The sequence below is a fragment of the Vreelandella nigrificans genome (assembly GCF_002374315.1).
In the GTDB taxonomy this organism is placed as follows: Bacteria; Pseudomonadota; Gammaproteobacteria; order Pseudomonadales; family Halomonadaceae; genus Vreelandella; species Vreelandella nigrificans.
The window spans coordinates 1-17,191 of sequence record NZ_NWUX01000016.1 but is presented as its reverse complement, the minus strand read 5'-3'; the positions used below and the strand labels follow the sequence as shown (position 1 = coordinate 17,191).

At 53.6% G+C, this 17,191-nt stretch carries 12 protein-coding genes, 2 pseudogenes and 1 riboswitch; of the genes and pseudogenes, 8 read left to right on the top strand and 6 right to left on the bottom strand.

Annotated features, from left to right (window positions below; all coding sequences use genetic code 11):
* Positions 1–83: 83 nt before the first annotated feature.
* A riboswitch (cobalamin riboswitch) is annotated at positions 84–272 on the top strand.
* From CPA45_RS15730 to CPA45_RS15715, 4 genes and pseudogenes are all read left to right on the top strand, one after another.
* Positions 230–1,351, top strand: coding sequence for an ABC transporter substrate-binding protein (locus tag CPA45_RS15730; protein WP_244287630.1), 1,122 nt, complete (start codon positions 230–232; stop codon positions 1,349–1,351). (Overlaps the previous riboswitch by 43 nt.)
* Positions 1,348–2,391 (top strand): FecCD family ABC transporter permease, encoded by a 1,044-nt coding sequence (locus CPA45_RS15725; protein ID WP_096653099.1) that lies wholly within the window; start codon positions 1,348–1,350, stop codon positions 2,389–2,391. Before CPA45_RS15730 ends, CPA45_RS15725 begins: the two co-directional genes overlap by 4 nt.
* Positions 2,388–2,909: pseudogene (locus CPA45_RS15720) on the top strand (ABC transporter ATP-binding protein); the annotation flags it as partial. The gene CPA45_RS15725 and the pseudogene CPA45_RS15720, both read left to right, overlap by 4 nt.
* Positions 2,910–3,166: 257 nt before the next feature.
* On the top strand, positions 3,167–3,637 hold the full coding sequence (locus CPA45_RS15715) for a pseudoazurin (RefSeq protein ID WP_244287629.1): 471 nt from the start codon (positions 3,167–3,169) through the stop codon (positions 3,635–3,637).
* 92 nt (positions 3,638–3,729) lie between these two features.
* On the opposite strand, the gene CPA45_RS15710 is transcribed toward CPA45_RS15715, so the two are convergent.
* On the bottom strand, positions 3,730–4,140 hold the full coding sequence (locus tag CPA45_RS15710) for a DUF1090 domain-containing protein (RefSeq protein ID WP_096653095.1): 411 nt from the start codon (positions 4,138–4,140) through the stop codon (positions 3,730–3,732).
* A gap of 314 nt (positions 4,141–4,454) precedes the next feature.
* On the opposite strand from CPA45_RS15710, the gene CPA45_RS15705 reads away from it, so the two are divergent.
* Both CPA45_RS15705 and CPA45_RS15700 read left to right on the top strand, forming a co-directional pair.
* Positions 4,455–5,381: a YihY/virulence factor BrkB family protein gene (locus CPA45_RS15705; RefSeq protein WP_096653093.1), complete on the top strand. Its 927-nt coding sequence runs from the start codon at positions 4,455–4,457 to the stop codon at positions 5,379–5,381.
* A 91-nt stretch (positions 5,382–5,472) separates the two neighbouring features.
* Positions 5,473–6,336 (top strand): sensor domain-containing diguanylate cyclase, encoded by an 864-nt coding sequence (locus tag CPA45_RS15700; RefSeq protein ID WP_096653091.1) that lies wholly within the window; start codon positions 5,473–5,475, stop codon positions 6,334–6,336.
* A 199-nt stretch (positions 6,337–6,535) separates the two neighbouring features.
* Here the strand turns inward: CPA45_RS15700 and CPA45_RS15695 are convergent, their stop codons facing one another.
* The 4 genes from CPA45_RS15695 to CPA45_RS15680 all read right to left on the bottom strand — a co-directional run bounded on the left by CPA45_RS15695 (position 6,536) and on the right by CPA45_RS15680 (position 13,133).
* Positions 6,536–8,668, bottom strand: a complete 2,133-nt coding sequence (locus tag CPA45_RS15695; RefSeq protein WP_096653089.1) for a TRAP transporter permease — start codon at positions 8,666–8,668, stop codon at positions 6,536–6,538.
* Positions 8,669–8,750: 82 nt separating this feature from the next.
* The gene (locus tag CPA45_RS15690) at positions 8,751–9,776 is read right to left on the bottom strand and encodes a TAXI family TRAP transporter solute-binding subunit (RefSeq protein ID WP_096653087.1); all 1,026 of its coding nucleotides are present in this window, start codon (positions 9,774–9,776) and stop codon (positions 8,751–8,753) included.
* 217 nt (positions 9,777–9,993) lie between these two features.
* Positions 9,994–11,376: a sigma-54-dependent transcriptional regulator gene (locus CPA45_RS15685; RefSeq protein ID WP_096653085.1), complete on the bottom strand. Its 1,383-nt coding sequence runs from the start codon at positions 11,374–11,376 to the stop codon at positions 9,994–9,996.
* Complete coding sequence (locus CPA45_RS15680) at positions 11,373–13,133, bottom strand: sensor histidine kinase (protein WP_244287628.1); 1,761 nt, start codon at positions 13,131–13,133, stop codon at positions 11,373–11,375. The genes CPA45_RS15685 and CPA45_RS15680 overlap by 4 nt, the downstream gene beginning before the upstream one ends.
* A 392-nt stretch (positions 13,134–13,525) precedes the next feature.
* Here CPA45_RS15680 and CPA45_RS15675 point away from each other — a divergent pair, with 392 nt between their 5' ends.
* Positions 13,526–15,151: a BCCT family transporter gene (locus CPA45_RS15675; protein WP_096653081.1), complete on the top strand. Its 1,626-nt coding sequence runs from the start codon at positions 13,526–13,528 to the stop codon at positions 15,149–15,151.
* Between the two features lie 546 nt (positions 15,152–15,697).
* The gene (locus tag CPA45_RS15670) at positions 15,698–16,537 is read left to right on the top strand and encodes an AbiJ-NTD4 domain-containing protein (protein ID WP_096653079.1); all 840 of its coding nucleotides are present in this window, start codon (positions 15,698–15,700) and stop codon (positions 16,535–16,537) included.
* Positions 16,538–17,006: 469 nt separating this feature from the next.
* Here the strand turns inward: CPA45_RS15670 and CPA45_RS15665 are convergent.
* Positions 17,007–17,191: pseudogene (locus tag CPA45_RS15665) on the bottom strand (IS110 family transposase); the annotation flags it as partial.

Sequence of the window (17,191 nt, the reverse complement as noted above, 5' to 3'; positions counted from 1 at the left end):
TGCCCAAGCAATTTCACATGCCAGCGTGCTTGAGTATCGGCATATCTTCATCGCTTTGCATTGTTCACCCTTTACCCGCGACCTAGAATAGCCAACGTCGGTGTTCCTCGGAACTTAATAGAGAATCCACCGCGGCTTACCCGCGAAACGGAACTGCCCCCGCAACTGTAGGCGGAGAGCGATGCTCAATGACGCCACTGGACGCATTGTCTGGGAAGGCGAGCTAGCCATGACCCGCCAGTCAGGAGAACTGCCGACACGTTACTTAATCGAGCAAAGTGGCCCGACAGTATTACCTGCCTGGGCGCTACGCTCATCATGCACGGGAGTGTACATGATGTTGAGATTGACCACGGCAATCGCCGCGAGTGTTGTTGGCTTTGGACAGGCGGCTTACGCCTCCACCGAATACCCCCTCACGCTAACCAGTTGTGGGCACGAGATCACCTTAGAACAAGCACCTGAAAGCGTGGTGAGTATCGGCCAGGCCCCCACTGAAATGCTCTATATGCTGGGCCTTGGCGATAAAGTAGCGGGAACTGCGCTGTGGATTAGCCCAGTATTGGAGGAGTTTGCCGAGCTTGATGCCAAAATTGAGCGGCTTTCGGATAACGCGCCAAGCTATGAAAGTGTTATCACTAAACAGCCTGACTTGGTGATCTCGGCTTATGAGTGGATGGTCGGCCCCTCAGGCATGGTGGGCACCCCGGAAATGTTTGATGATGCTGGCATCCCTGTGTGGACCCTGCCCACCGAATGCGTTGGTAAAGACAATAACCAAAGCATGGATGGCATTCGAACCGATCTCTTCGACACCGCGCTGCTCTACGAGAGCATTGCGACGCTAGCGCACATATTTGACGTTGCCGAGCGCGGCGATGACGTTGTTACTGACCTCCAGGCACGTGAAGATGCCGCAGTCGCGAAGGCTGAACGTCTCTCCTTACCCGCAGACCTTAGCGGTGTCTTCTGGTACTCCTCTGCCGATCTCAGCATTGACCCCTATGTGGCAGGTATCAACAGCGTACCGGGCTGGATGATGTCCAAACTGGGCATTCGCAATGTGGTGACCTCTGAGGAAGAGTGGCCCACCGTTGGCTGGGAAACCATCGCACGTAGTAACCCTACCTTTATCGCCGCTGCCAAAATGGACCGTCGCCGATTCCCGGCCGACGATATCGAGGTTAAGCGTGAGTTCCTCTACGCCGACCCTGTCACCAGAGCCACCGAAGCGGTGAAGCATGACCACATCATTGAGATCGATGCCCATGCAATGGACCCCTCGGTTCGCTCGATCTTTGCGCTGGAGACCCTCGCAGACAAACTCGCTGAATTTGATTTTTCAGAATGATGCGTACTGACGCGCCACGGCTTACTAGAACGTCATGGCTGTTTATCACACCGCTAGTGTTGATGGCAGCACTGCTGTTCGGTACGGCTGTCGGTGAAACGCAGATACCACTTTCGACGGTTATTGATGTGCTCAGCGCCAAGCTGGGGCTGAGCGATCGCCATATTGGCAGCGTGGATGAAGCGGTAATCTGGCATTACCGTATGGCACGGGCGGTTGTCGCAGCCTGTTGTGGCGCAGGCTTGGCGCTCTCGGGCCTGGTGCTTCAGGCACTACTGCGCAACTCACTGGCCGACCCTTACCTTTTGGGGATTTCGGCGGGTGCTTCGACGGGCGCCGTCATGGTCACTATCGCAGGTATTGGTGCGGGGGTGATTTCGATGTCCGTTGGGGCCTTTGCCGGAGCGTTGGCCGCCTTCGCGTTCGTCGCACTACTCGCCTATATGTCGGGTGGCGGGACAGGAGTAAAGAGTGCCGGGGTGTTGATTCTGGCAGGTATCGCAGGGGCGCAACTGTTCAATGCGCTGACGGCCTTTGTCATCGCTCAGTCCGCCAATGCGGAACAGGCACGCGGCATTATGTTTTGGCTGCTGGGCAGTCTTTCGGGTGTGCGCTGGCCCGAGGCATGGCTAGCGCTTCCCATTGCAGGGCTTGGCGTGGGCATGGCTTTATGGCATGTCCGCACCCTGGACGCCTTCACCTTCGGCGCCGAAAACGCAGCCGTGCTGGGGATCGACCTGCGCTGGACGAAAGTCCTGTTGATTGGTACCACCGCACTGGTCACCGCCGTCATGGTGTCAATCACCGGAGCCATTGGCTTTGTCGGCCTTGTGGTGCCCCATGCCTGCCGGATTGTTGTTGGGGTGCGTCACCGTCAGTTAGTGCCTGCAACGGCCTTGGCTGGCGCGGTGTTTCTAATTCTCTCTGATGTGGTCTCGCGGATTATCATTCCCGGCCAAGTAGTGCCCATAGGAGTGATCACTGCCCTAGTCGGTGCGCCTGCATTCGCTTTTATTATGGTGCGGGGGCGTCGGCGATGAATCACACCGCAATCCTCGACGCCCATGGTATCGGCTGGTCGGTCCAAGGTCAGCCCATCGTCAGCAATGTCGATATCAGCGTCCGACATGGCGAAACCCTCGGTTTGATTGGCCCCAACGGCTCGGGAAAATCTACCCTGCTACGTATGCTGGCAGGCCTACTAACGCCGACCTACGGTGAAATATGCTTTGATGGCAAGCCCATACAGCAGATGAGCCGACGCCAAATTGCCCGGCTGATCACCCTGGTTTCTCAGCAAGCCGAGACTGAAGACCGCATCACGGTACGCGATGCGGTGGAGCTGGGGCGTACACCTTGGCTAACCGCGCTAAGCCCCTGGGGAGCAGACGATGAAGCTGCCGTGAACCAGGCGCTGCGGGCAGTGGATATGGAAGCCATGAGCACACGTGAGTGGAACACGCTTTCAGGCGGCGAGCGCCAGCGCGTACACATCGCCCGTGCCCATGCGCAATCGCCACAACTACTGCTGCTTGATGAGCCCACCAACCACCTCGACATTCATCACCAGCTGGCTATTCTCGATCTGGTCAAAACGCTGCCGGTGACATCGGTTATCGCGCTCCATGATATTCACCATGCGCTGCGCTGTGACCGCGTAATGGTGCTGAAAGCAGGAAAAAAGGTAGCCCTGGGCCCGCCTGCCGACATTCTCACCAGCGACCTTATGCGCCATGTATTCTCCGTCGACGCCCGGATTGTTCCCGACCCCGCCGGTGGCGCATCGCTTATTTCTTTCCAACGGATTCACTCAATATGAAGATGTTCTTTAGACTCGTATCGCTTGGTTTCTTCGCGATTGGTTGCTTGACGATTGCCTTTTTACCGCTCGCTGCGTTAGCCGCCCCTCAAACCCATACTGTCGAGATGCTCAACCGCGACGACACCGGCCCGATGCCCTTTTCACCCGGCTATTTGGCTATCCAACCTGGGGATACTGTGAAATTTCTGGCCACCCACTCTGGCCACAATGCGGCCACTATTGAGGAGATGATCCCCGAGGGTGGAGAAGCGTTTATCGGCAATATCAACGAGGAAATTGAGGTGACACTCAATGAAGAAGGCATTTGGGGAATCAAGTGCTCACCGCACTACACTATGGGCATGGTAATGCTGATCCAGGTAGGCGACACCGCCGCGACCGAAGACGACCTGCCTGATAACCTCCCACCTGCCGCACGGCAACGCTTTATGGATATTCTGGAGCAGTCGTCGCACAACGGGTGATACCGCCTGAAGCTCGAACCGCCAACGCATGAACCGCCCATGGCTGTTAAACCGCACCATCGGCGTATCATAAGAGCACACGCCTAGGCTTGTTATTCGTTAAGGCGATGCTGCAACGAATGCAGCTCCTGGATGTGCTCTTCAAGCTCACGTACCTCTTCTGCTAATTTCTCACGCCTTTTCTGAATCTTATCTTCGTCACCGTCTCTAAGTGCATGTTCAAGCTCTAACTCGCGCTCACTTACCTCTTCCTCGCTTTCCCGCACCTTTTCAGCAGCCTCTGCAAGTACTCGCTCATTGGTGCAATTCTTCTCGATGGATTGTAACGCGCGCTGAAGCCCTCGAATGCGCTGCTGGTTATCGTAGGTTTGGGCATATTCAAGTTGCTGACGTAAGTTAAGAGTTTTGTCTTCGCATAGCACGTCTGCAGCATGGGAGAACTGTAACGGTAAGACACTCCATACTGCCGCTAAACTTAAGTAACCTAACCACTGTCTCTTCATGGCTTACTCCTAGAGCATTGCATTGATTGATAACTGGGCATGCTTACTCAAGTAGTTAATAACCCGTCCGTTGCTAACATCTATCTGCGTGGCAACCCAAGAGGCGTAATCAATCACTTGGGCCACTCAGTGACCAAGATCGACTTTAAAGGCGGTTGCCCACACATTATACCTCTACGCCGCTGAGAGCAGTCGTCGCACAACGGGTGATACCGCTTGAAGCTCAAACTGCCAATGCTTGGATCGCCCATGGCTGTTATTAAGCCGCACCATCGGCGTATCATAGCGTTGGTGTATAAGGAGAATAGCAAGCGATGGCACGCAACGACACACGACTCAATGCCGTTTTTCTCCTGCTGCCTCGGCTGGCACAATTCGCCTGGCGTGTGCTGTGCCATTTTCTGAAGAACCGCGGCATCCTGCTTGCAGGTGGGGTCGGTTACAATATTCTTCTCTCCATCGTGCCGCTCTTCGCTGTTCTGGTCGTGCTGTTAACACAAGTAGTGGATGAGCAGCACTTGCTCAGTGTGCTTGCCGTGCAAGCGCGCCACTTAGCACCGGCCCATGCCGAAGTACTGATGGACGCTGTCCGCGGCCTGCTGGATTCACGCGACGTAATCGGCCTGCTTAGCTTTCCTATCCTATTGCTCTTCAGCTCATTCGCCTTTCGCATGCTCGAAGATGCCCTGGCGATTATATTCCACGCGCCAGAGAGCCCCCATATCAAGCGCAGCGCCTGGGTTTCCGTAATGTTGCCTTACGCCTTTATGCTGGTGCTAGGTGCTGGGCTAATGGCTCTGACACTAGCAATCACCCTGGCCAGCTCACTCAATACACTGATCATGGCGCTCTTTGAACGAGAACTGCCGTTTGCTGGCTTTTCTGAGCCGGTGCTTAACCTGAGTAGTTTTATTGGGGTTTTCTTGCTGTTCAGCGCTATTTATAAAGTACTCCCGGTTGTTCGTATCGCTTTACGCCGGGCGGTGGTGGGTGGTTTTGTGGCAGCACTATTGTGGGAGGGCGTACGGCTACTCCTGGTCTACTATTTCACCCATCTCTCGTTCGTTAACGCTGTTTACGGCTCCCTGGCAACGCTGGTGATTGTACTGCTCAGCCTCGAGATAGGGGCCATCATCTTATTGCTGGGAGCCCAAGTCATTGCTGAACTGGAGCGTAATACGCGCCTTGGCCTAGCGTGGTATGTTGACCCCGACCGTGCCCCTATCACTCATGTTGACTAAACGTCAGCCTCTTAAACGTTGACAGGTTTTTTTGCACCTCTCTTCGCGACTGCTCTATAGTCGTGGAATGCTAAAAGGATGGCTCTAGCCTATGGCCGTTAACCTACAAGCACTCTCCCCCAAGCTGATAAATCTGATGCTGGACACCGTCTTCGTTGTTGATGAGGAGAACCAGATCGTTTTTGTGAGTGATGCCTGTGAGTCATTGCTTGGTTACCGCTCCAGCGAGTTGATCGGTACATTAATTACCCGCTATATGCATCCTGATGATCTGGCAGCTACCCGGGCCTCTATTGTCCGTGTCATGAGGGGCCAACCTCACATTGATTTTCGCAACCGCTATATCCGCAAGGATGGCAGTATCGTACATATTCTGTGGTCGGCCCGATGGTACGCAGAGGAAAGGGTTCGCATCGGAGTTGCGCGGGATGTGACAGCCCTTATGCAAGCCGAGGAGGAGCTGCGCTTCCTTGCCCACCATGACCCGCTAACCAAGCTGACCAACCGGTCGCTGTTCTATGATCGACTGGCAGCGAGCCTGAGTGCGGCCCATCGCCATCGAAACAGCCTGGCATTGCTGTTTCTGGATATTGACGACTTCAAGATGATCAATGATACCCATGGACACGCCGTGGGCGATGGTGTGCTCTGCACAGTGGCACAACGGCTGGAAGATTGCGTGCGGGAGACAGATACGGTGGCGCGGATGGGCGGTGATGAGTTCGCGATTCTATTAACCGAGATACAGTCTGCTGATGCTGTTGTGGCAAAAGTGGAGAAGATTCGTATGGCCATGAACGAGCCACTGGGTGCTGACTTCAAGGGCATCAAGATGCCATCCTGTAGTATCGGCGTTGCCTGTTATCCCATCGACGGGGAAGATGCCGATACCCTGCTAAGCTATGCAGACAGCCATATGTACCGAATTAAAAAGCGCCGTTCCGCCGCAGGATGACATACCCGCGGTAGAACTCGGCGACATAAAAACGCCACCATCTTTTGATGGTGGCGTTTTACAGGAGTACTCCGCAAAGAGCTGATCAGCGCCTCTGGGCATCTCTCTGGATAGCTATCCGTATTCTCTCTGCATCCCGCTGTACTCTAACTCAGTGTCAGGAACTCGATGTCAGGAACTTGATGCCAGGAACTCGGTGTCAGGCCATGGTATGAACTGGCAGGCGGTCACGTCTGGCACTCCACACCAAAGTGACCAAAAACAGCGCTAAGCCTAAGAAGTCCATCATTAAGGAGCCATGAGGCCATAGCATCAAGGCACCTATTGGGAACATGGCCAAGCGCAGCCACCAGGGCAACTCGCTTTCCAGGTGGCCTTCCAGCCCTGCAATAATGGCGTAAATACCGAACAGCGCGAAGGCAAACACGATCAGCATCTCCGTCAGCGTTCCGGTAATGATTGGCGACCACACAAACAGCAAGGGAATGATGTAGAGACCCTTAGCAATTTTCCAGGCAGTAAAACCGGTACGCATAGGCGGCGTTTTGGCGATGGCTGCCGCCGCGAAAGCGGTGAGACACACTGGCGGGGTCACATTGGAGTCCTGAGAGAGCCAGAAAATCACCATGTGCGCTGCCACCAGCATCATTGATATCGTGTGCGGCGAAAGCGCTTGTTCATAGAGCTGTGAACGGAAATCATCCGGTACCACGGCCAGCAGTTGCTGGGCACTGGCGGCATCCATCGGGGCATTCAGTGCTTCCAAGGCATCAGGTGCTGCGAGCATAAAGATCGCCCGTGCCTGCTCAGGCAGAGCACCATTCATGATCAGCTCCAACAGCTGGCTTTCTGCCATCAAACCATACAGCGCCGGTGCCGACAGGGTGCCCAATACGATGTAAGCGGCGGTCACCGGCAGGCCCATGCCCAACACAAGAGAGGCCAGCGCGATCAATACCATGGTGATTAACAGGCTACCGCCCGCCCAATCTGAAATCATCAACGAAAAGATATTACCGATACCGGTCGTCGACACCACATTGACGATTAACCCAACCGTCAGCAATAAAATTGCGGTGGAAATCATATTGCGGGTGCCCAACACCAAGGCGTCGATGATCGCCTGCAGCTTCATGGGAGTACGCGACAACCAGGAGGCAACTACCACCGACACGATAGCGATACCAGCAGCGTAGGTGGGAGTGAACCCATTGATCAGCGCCACCACCAGCACCACGAGTGGCAGCAGGTAGTGCCAACCGCCCTTCAGTACATCAATCAGCTTAGGGGCCTGTTCCATTTCTATATGCTGGGCGCCGCTACGCTTGGCTTCAATGCGCACAAACATGGCCACCGAGAGGAAATACAGCAGTGCAGGAAGGGCCGCAACACCGATAATGGTGAGGTAAGAAACCTGGGTATAAGAGGCCATGATAAAGGCACCCGCCCCCATCACCGGCGGCATTAGCTGGCCCCCGGTTGACGCTGCAGCTTCAACACCGGCCGCGAAACGTGGTGGAAAACCTGCCTTACGCATTAACGGAATAGTGATCACACCGGTGGAGACCGTATTGGCTACGCTAGAGCCGGAAACAGACCCCATAAGCCCCGACGCAAATACCGCTACAAATCCTGGGCCACCAACAAAGCGCCCCGCCGCACAACGTGCTAACTCGATGATGAACTCTCCAGCGCCGGAACGTACCAAAAAGGCACCGAAGAGAATAAACATAAACACATAGGACCAGGAGATTCGCGCAATCGAGCCCAGCATCCCGTCGCCGCCGAGGAAGCTGCGAAACAAGACAGTTTCCCAGTTCAGCCCTGGAAAATTAAATACCCCGCCGACATAGCGTCCCCACCAAGCAACGTACGTCAGCGCAATGATACATAGTAGTGGGATGAACCAGCCGGTAGTGCGGCGGGCGAATTCGAGCACCAGTGCCAAAGCGGTAATCGACACGATCCAATCGGCCAGCGAAAAGCGCACCCCACGGGCATAGAGCGCATCCTCAAAACCGATCAAGTAAAACGCACAGCCTAGGGCGGCTAGGCCAAGACACACATCAATCGCGAGTAACAGGCGCTGGCCGCTAGCGGAGCGTGCCTTAAACATAGGCACGGAAAGAGCGCATAGCAGGCCAAACATGCCGAAGTGTAATGCACTCACCCAAATCTCTGAGACGGTGCCCAGGGTATTGAAATAGATATGCGACAAGGCAACGATGATGGCAAACAGGCTGAGAATTTTACCAAGCCAAGGGTGCTCAAGGCGCTCTATAGCGTTGCTTGCGGATTCATCGCGCACCGTATCTGGTGTCGAATGGCTCATGGTGTACCTCATAAAACTAGGTAAGGCATATAGGGAGGCCATCCACCCGGCTTATGCCAGGCAGATGCAGGGCGATAGGCCTTTAGCCTTCGAGAAGGTGCTCGGGAATTTCAATGCCTTGTTCCTGGAAATAGCGTGCCGCACCGGAATGCAGTGGCATCGGCAGGCCCTCAAGGGCTTTTTCCAGTGCCATATCACGGGTTGCAGGATGGATGTTATTCAGGAACGGAAGGTTCTCGAACATGGCCTTGGTGATCTGATACACATGCTCTTCAGGAACATCGGCGTTAACCACCAGGATGTTGGGTTGGGCAATGGTATTGATTGGCGCGTCTTGGCTGGGATAGGTCTCAGCGGGAATTTCAAAAGCGCTCCACACCGGATACTGGCTGTTGATGCGCTCAAGTTGCTCAGCGGTCACGTTCAGGGTGGTGATGTCACTGCCCATATTGGCGTAGGCACTGGTCACAGCGGAAGCCGGAACACCTGCCGGTATATTCATACCGTCAATATTGCCGTTTTGCATAGAGTCAGCGCTTGCGCTGTAGCCCAGGTAGGCGATATTCATCTCTTCTGGGTCGATGTCCAGACCAGCAAGAATCTGCCGACCAGAGCCCTCGGTACCGGAATTACGCGCACCGATAGAAAAACCGCGGCCATACAGTTTGGCCAAATCATCAATGGTACCGGTTTCTACCAGTGCGTTGCGCATCACGAAGTGCTCGACGTTCTGCCACAACATAGAAACCGAGCGCACATTGTCATAGGCTTTGGGCACCGGCCCCTCACCGGTCCACGCCCAAGCGCCATAAAGCGCTTGAAGAATGCCGAACTGGGCTTGGTTGTCATCCATTAGGCGTAAGTTTTCTGCTGACCCCGCCGAGCTGATCGCAGAAACAGAAATACCGTGGGTGGGTTCGAGCTTGACACGTATCAGTGTGGACAGCGCAACGCCTACCGGATAGAAAGTGCCACCGGTAGTGGCAGTACCCATGATGTATTGGCCACCCTCGGCGGGTTCCTGGGCGGTAACAGCGGAGGCACTGACACCTAGTGCAGCGGCGGTAGCGAGGCAAAGTGCAGTTTTGAGAAATTGGCGTTTCAGCATGGTGTTGCTCCCAGCTTATTGGAATTGTTGGAGTAATCACTACTCCATTTCCCATAGAGCGAGAAGCCAGCCAATTTTAAACAAACGCATATAAATCAATTTGTTATATTTTTTATTATTCGACAAAAGGCGAAGACAGCGGCACTACCGTCGGCCATTTTTCGCCGATGCTTTTTGCCCTCATCGGCAAAAAATGGCCGATGCATCGATCCTATAATTAGGGCACGAGAAAGTCTTCGCGGCGTAACTGGTGGCGCTGCATTTTCTGATTGAGCGTGCGGCGCGGTAGGTCGAGTTCATCAAGCACCGCTTGAATGTTGCCTTGATGGCGCTGGAGCGTCTCTTTCAAGACGGTCGCCTCAAATGCTTCCATGCGTGCAGAGAGCGCACATGCTTGGTGTGGTGGTCTGGGCGAACTTTGCCAGGGCAGGTCCAGCCCCAGAATAAAACGCGTGGCGATATTACGCAGTTCGCGGAGATTACCTGGCCACCGATGATTGCTAAGGGCAGTCAGTAGCTCCGTTGTGGGCTCGCGCAAGGGCCTTTCGTGAACCTCGGCAGCTTGATGGCAGAAATGGCGAAATAGTAACGGAATATCCTCACGGCGCTCACGCAAGGGGGGAATCGCTAGCTCAGCAATCGCCAGGCGATAATAGAGGTCCTCGCGAAAATCGCCCTTCGCTACCATCTCCAGCAAGTTTTCTTTACTTGCCGCTACCACCCGCAGATGGAGGCGGATCACTTGGTTGCTGCCTAGCCGAGTGATCTCCCCCTCCTGTAGTGCGCGCAGTAGTTTGACCTGGGCGGACAGCGGCAGTGACTCGATTTCATCCAGAAACAGGGTGCCGTGGCTGGCGGCTTCCAGTCGGCCAATGCGCCGCTCTCCTGCTCCAGTAAAGGCCCCTTTTTCATGCCCAAACAGCTCCGATTCGATCAATTCGCTGTTCATGGCGCCACAGTTCAACGCCACGAAGGCACCTTGGCTACCGGTGCCAAAATCGTGCAAGGCGCGGGCCACAACTTCTTTGCCGCTGCCAGTTTCCCCGTTGATAACCACGTTAGCGCGGCTGGCAGCGAGGTTTTCCACTTGGCGCCGCAATGCTTGCATGCCCGAAGCATCCCCGAGTAACCGCGTACTCAGATGGTTCTGGCGTAGCGCTTGCTGCAACTGCAGATTTTCCAGCGCCAGGGCGCGATGCTCCAGTGCCCGACGAGCACACTCTTCCAGGCGCTCAGGGTCGAAGGGCTTTTGCACGAAGTCCCAGGCCCCTTGCTGAATCGCTGCAACGGCCATTGGGACATCGCCGTGGCCTGTAATCAGAATCACCGGGGGCGGCGTGTTAAGCTCTTGCACGGCGGCAAACAGCGCTAAACCATCCATTTCGGGCATCTTGATGTCACTGATTAAGACACCACACTGCTGGTCGCTCTGCAGTGCCTTGAGCGCCTCGCGGGCACGCGAAAACGCCCGTACCTCTAATCCAGAGACCTCCAGCCACTGGCTGAGAGAGTCGCGTACATCGGCTTCGTCTTCTACCAACCAAACGGGCAGAGAGGTGGCGGATATGCGAGAGAAAGGAGTAGAAGATGACTGGGTCATAAAGATGTCTCCTCACCACGTGGTAACGCCAGACGAAACCACGCTCCTCCAGCGGAGTGGTTGCCAGCGCTAAGCTTGCCGCCAAGATCCTGAACAATGCCGTAGCTGATAAATAGCCCCAGCCCCAGCCCCTCGCCCACCGGCTTGGTGGTGAAGAACGGATCGAACATCTGCTCAATAACGTCTTGAGGCAAACCAGGACCGTTATCATGAATAGTTAATAGCACCTGCTCTGGAGTTACCTCCGCATGCAACCGAATTATACCGCCTGATGTGTCACTCAAAGCATCCAGAGCATTACCCAGCAGGTTGGTGAGCAACTGTTCAAGGCGAACTTCATCGCCACGCACCAGCAGTGGCTGCTGCCAGTCACCGTCCCGCTCCAAACGCACTTGCTGCTGCTGGCAACGCTCCTCCAGTAGCTCCAGTATAAAGTCCAGGCTGGCTTGGAGGTTGACGCTGTCGCGGCTCCCGCCCTTACGGGCGAAGAGCTTGAGTTGCTCGATTAACCGGGCCAGACGTTTACTCAATACCTGGATACGTTGAAAGTTGTCACCTGCCATATCCAGGCGGCCAAGCGCCAGCAACCGCTCGCCGTTGGCCGCATACGTGCGTATGCCAGAAAGCGGCTGGTTGAGTTCATGGGCAATCCCTGCCGCCATGGTGCCTAAAGCAGCCAACTTACCCGCCTGAACCAGCTCGGCCTGGGCATCCTCTAACGCTTGAGTGCGCTCCTGAACACGCTCTTCAAGCAGAATATTGGTTTGCTGGATCATTTTTGCCTGAGCATCACGCATATGCTGACGTTTTTGCCGTTCGCGCAGCCACAGACCAAACAGCAGGAGCGCCAAAAGCGTGACTAGGCCAGCCAGAAGCAGGTTACGGGCACTGGTATAAAGCGGCCGTACCGGGCTCAGATAATGCATCGACCACCCCAGCGTGGAAAGCGGCAAGGAAGTGACAAGAAAACGCTCGCCGACTCCCTGCCCACCTATTACCAGCGTATCGTCACGTAGGCGCTGACCTAGTGGCGAAAGCGGCTTATCAAGAAATTGGCGCTGGGCATCAATCTGCGCAAAAGCATCCTCAGAAAGCCCATCAATGTGCCGAAAACGCCACTGCTCGCGGCTGGAAAGTATCACAACGCCATTGGCATCCGACAAAATGACGTTCTCTTGCGCTCGGCGCCAATCATCTTGTAGCGCTTCCAGAGAAACCTTCACCACCAGAACGCCCTCAGCGCCAGTATCATCGGAAAGCGTGACAGCGTAAGAGGTGAAATAGCCGGGCTCTCCGGTTGTGCTACCTATCGCAAAAAACTCACCACTGCCGCTCTGCATGGCATCAAAAAAATAGGGGCGAAAGCGATAGTCATGGCCGATAAAGCTTTGATCGAGCTCATAATTGCTACTGGCCAGGGTGACCCCTTGTTGATTCATCAGGAAAATGGCATCAGCGCCTGAGCGCTCAGCTACCAGTGCCAGATGCTGATTGACCGGAGACAGGAAGATATCACTGGGTTCACGCAAAACAGCCTGAATTAAAGGCTGCTGGGCCAGCAACCCAGGCAAATAGGTAAAGCGCTCTAACGCGCCTTGCAGGCTGCTGGTATAGAGAGCCAGGCGATTATTGGCGTGGCGTTGGGCATCCGCTTCAGCTTGGCTGTATTGCCAATGCCATAACCACCAGAGACCCAAAAGGCTCAGCATCGTCAGAGATGCTACAACCAGGGCGCGCAGCCACATCTTTCTGCTCACGGTGAGTTTGCCTCAAAGGTCGGATTGATCAGGTCTAAGAGCTTATCACCCAGGCGTGATCACTCCCATTACCGAAGGCAGCTACAGCCCAGGAATGAACAGCGCAAAAACCCCACCAAAGTACAAAAAACCAGAAGATTAAGCCAACCTAACCACTATTTACAGATAAAAGACCGGCTACTTCCTTAACCCGCCAAACCACACACCTATTCACTGAGCTGCTACTAATCAGCAGAGCGCTTGGCATGATCAGCAAATAACTCCTACGTTGTTTTAGAGACTAGAGTTTTAAAGGCTAGAGTTTTAGAGGCTAGAGCTTTAAAGGCTAGTTTTAAAGGCCGGTTTTAAGACCAGCTTTAAGACAGGGCATAACAACACGGGGAGACGTAACGATGGATGCACTTGCGAGAAAGCTGGGCCTCAAAACGGATCCCACCATTTTTTTCACATCCGCAGGGATCATGATTCTTTTCCTGGTGGCGCTTTTGATTGCACCAGGCGCAATAGGCGAAGCCTTCGGCGCAGGACGGCAATGGATTGTGACCAACCTTGGTTGGTTCTTTATTTTAGGGGTGACAAGCTGGGTGGCGTTCCTGCTGTGGGTGGCACTTAGCCGTTACGGGGCGATTCGCCTGGGTGGCAATGATGCCAAGCCGGCTTATAGCAACATCTCCTGGTTCACCATGCTGTTCGCCGGTGGTATCGGCACGGTATTAATGTTCTGGGGCGTGGCTGAGCCGATCTCCCACTTTACGGCTCCCCCTAGGCCGGGTGTAGAGCCCTTCTCGGTGGCCGCCGCCGACGATGCCATGAGCTTTTCGATCTACCACCTGGGGTTGCATACCTGGGCGATTTTCGCCATGCCTGGGCTGGCGTTTGCGTACTTTATCTATCGTTACAACCTGCCAATGCGTTTCAGCTCGGTCTTCTACCCGTTGATAGGCGAGCGCATTTACGGCCCTATTGGCAAAACCCTCGATATCTTTGCCATTCTCGGCACCCTGTTTGGTGTGGCGGTTTCGATTGGCCTGGGCACCCAGCAAATTAATGCAGGGCTAACTGAGCTATTTGGTGTGCCGGATGCAGTGATGACGAAAGTGATCATCATCGCCGTGCTAACGGCCGTTGCCGTGGGGTCCATCGTTGCGGGGCTGGATGCCGGTGTGAAACGGCTCTCCAATATCAATATTGGGATGGCCGTCGGCCTACTGGTGTTTGTGCTGTTTACCGGCTCGACCGTTTTCCTGTTGCGTGCCGTGGTCGAGACCTTTGGCCTCTACATATCGAACCTGTTACCCATGGCGTTCTGGAATGACACACTGGCGAGCTACACCAGCAATGACGGCACCGGCTGGGGATGGCAAGGCAGCTGGACAGTGTTCTATTGGGCCTGGACAGTCACCTGGTCGCCTTTTATTGGGATCTTTGTGGCGCGTATTTCACGCGGGCGAACCATCCGTGAGTTTGTCCTTGGGGTGCTGTTCGCCCCCTCCATCTTTACGCTGGTCTGGTTTGCCATCTTTGGCTGGTCAGCGATGGAAATAGACGGGATTGGGGCCGAAGCCCGGGCAGCCATGGGAGACCAAGCCGGGGTACTCTCCGCGGCTGTCAGCGAAAGCATCCCCCTCGCCATGTTCGCGTTTTTCGAAAACTTCCCAGCCGCCACTTTGATTCAGGGCTTAGCGGTAGTGATCGTCGCCATCTTCTTTGCCACCTCATCAGACTCCGCCTCCCTGGTCGTTGATATGCTGTGTACCGGCAGCCCAGACCCCGGCCCCTGGCACCAGCGAGTATTCTGGGGTGTCTCTGAGGGCATGCTAGCAGCCATGCTGATTGTGCTGGCTGGCGATGCGGGGCTTAGCGCACTGCAGGAAGTGATTACCGTCGTTGGCCTACCGATGTTTATTCTGGTGTTCGCCATGATGTTCTCACTGTTCCGCGGCCTGGCCCAAGAGGACCTCAGCGAAGTGAAAGTAGGCAGCCCACCCAGCCAGAAAGCACTAAGGCCGGAGGAGTAGGTGACAGGAAACAGAGGCCTGCGATTTCTCGCAGGCCTCTGTTTTTGTAATTTGAGTGACCCGGGTAGATTGAGCTTTATATCTATAGCTTCTTCACTACATAAAGAACGTTGAAATGTAGCGCTTAAGAAACCCAGCCCACTTAAGTAGCCTGTGCTAGGTTGAATTTAGTGGGGTGTAGGGTGTAAAGGCTGCTAACGACCCTGAGCTGATGTTCTCTATAACCATATATTTACGGAGCGCTCAGCTCACAATGCGCGTTTTTCTGGTGGCGGTTGTAATATGAGTGCGCATATTTCTGGGAAAGTATGCTGTAAGTTTTGGTAAAACAATAGTTTATAAAAAGGCGTTGTATGCTTATGTGCCATTTTGAAAAAATGATCATGAAGGTTAATGTGCATGCGCATTTTTCTCACGAGACTTACGAGAAAAAATAGTATTCAACCCTTTTCTATCAGTAATTTAGGTACCTGTTGGCAGGGTACGGCTTTCCAGAAAAACGCGCATGCGCATGAATAAAACGGTTAGCTTCCGTAGGAGATAAGTGTGCTATTTTCAAAGAGGAAAGGGCTATCAATTGTTCGTGATTCTGTTCAGAAGGACGGAATGGACGATGCTCTCAGGCATGGGCTTTGGAATGCTTTACATATTTGTATATGGGAGCAAATTGAATATAACCATTACTCCCAGACATTTAAATCTTCTAATGTATATGGTTTGTTCCAGCATTATTGGCACAATCTCTTTAAAAGGCCCTTAGATAATTTACCTAGCTACCTTGATGATGCTCATAGGCGTGTAAGAGAGTATTTCTTTAAATGTGAGTGGTACGAGGTTTACGATTTTATTGAGTTTACCGCCCAGAACTGCCCTGAAAGTCTTGCAAAAAAATTCACTGATTTTTGCAACCATATATTGGAAAAAGAGCTTTCGGCTTACCGTTTTGTTGGAATTCAGCTAACTGATATAACAAGCGCTGAAGAGTTAGAGAGTATTGAATCTGCGATTGACGCGACTACAAAACACTCCGGAGCAAGAAAACATCTGCAAACTGCTCTCGCGCTGTTATCAGATCGTAAGTCACCTGATTATAGAAACTCGATCAAAGAGTCAATAAGTGCGATAGAGTCAATTTGTGTAGCAGTTTCTGGAAACTCCAAGGCCACGCTTGGTAATGCATTGAACACCATTGAGACCAAACACAAGTTGCATCCCGCTTTCAAGAAAGCGCTATCAAGTTTGTATGGCTATACCAGTGACTCAGATGGAATTCGCCACGCACTGTTAGAAGAAAGCACAATAAGCTATAGCGATGCTAAGTTTATGCTCGTTGCATGCAGTGCTTTCGTAAATTATGTATTAGGCAAACAAAGTGAAAAAAGCTAACACCTATGAGCCTTCTGCCTGTCAATAGGCCGCAGCATTTTTTATTGACCGCGTAAGCGGTCAATATCAAGTCCCTGAGCCAGTGATCCTACTTCATCTGTCATCGTTGGCTGTTGGTGGCTTACAGCAAACACCTATTGAGGCTCTCTAACGTGGTAGTTCACCACTGCCAAACCGGGTTGCTCCTTGCAGGTTGGTCTGGGGCACTAGACATTCATCGGTTAACCAGCATCTGTCCTATTCAAACAGCGGGTTACTTTATAGTCCCAGTTAGTTTCAGGTTCAGAGCCGGTGTAAGCCCACTCGCTCAGGGTATTGGTGCACGCCAGCAGGATGGATAATCAAAGCGACGGGCTTCTAGTTGGGTGTAGAAGTCGGGTTTTAGATATGAAAGTCAGTCAGCAGACACCCGGTTTCAGCACACTCCTTGATGATCCAGTTAGACATTGATCATCATCCTGCTGCGTGACTAACTCGTTAAAAAGCGTTGTTCATCAAACACCTTTTCGTTCTTTAACATGAAATAGACCGCACGCCCCAACTTGTGGGCCAGAGCCGATAAAGCTTTAGCTTTACTCATGCGTTTCTGGAAGCGTTGCAACAGCTTTTGTGCACCTGGATTGCCGCGCAGATAAAGCACAGCGGCCTCAGAAA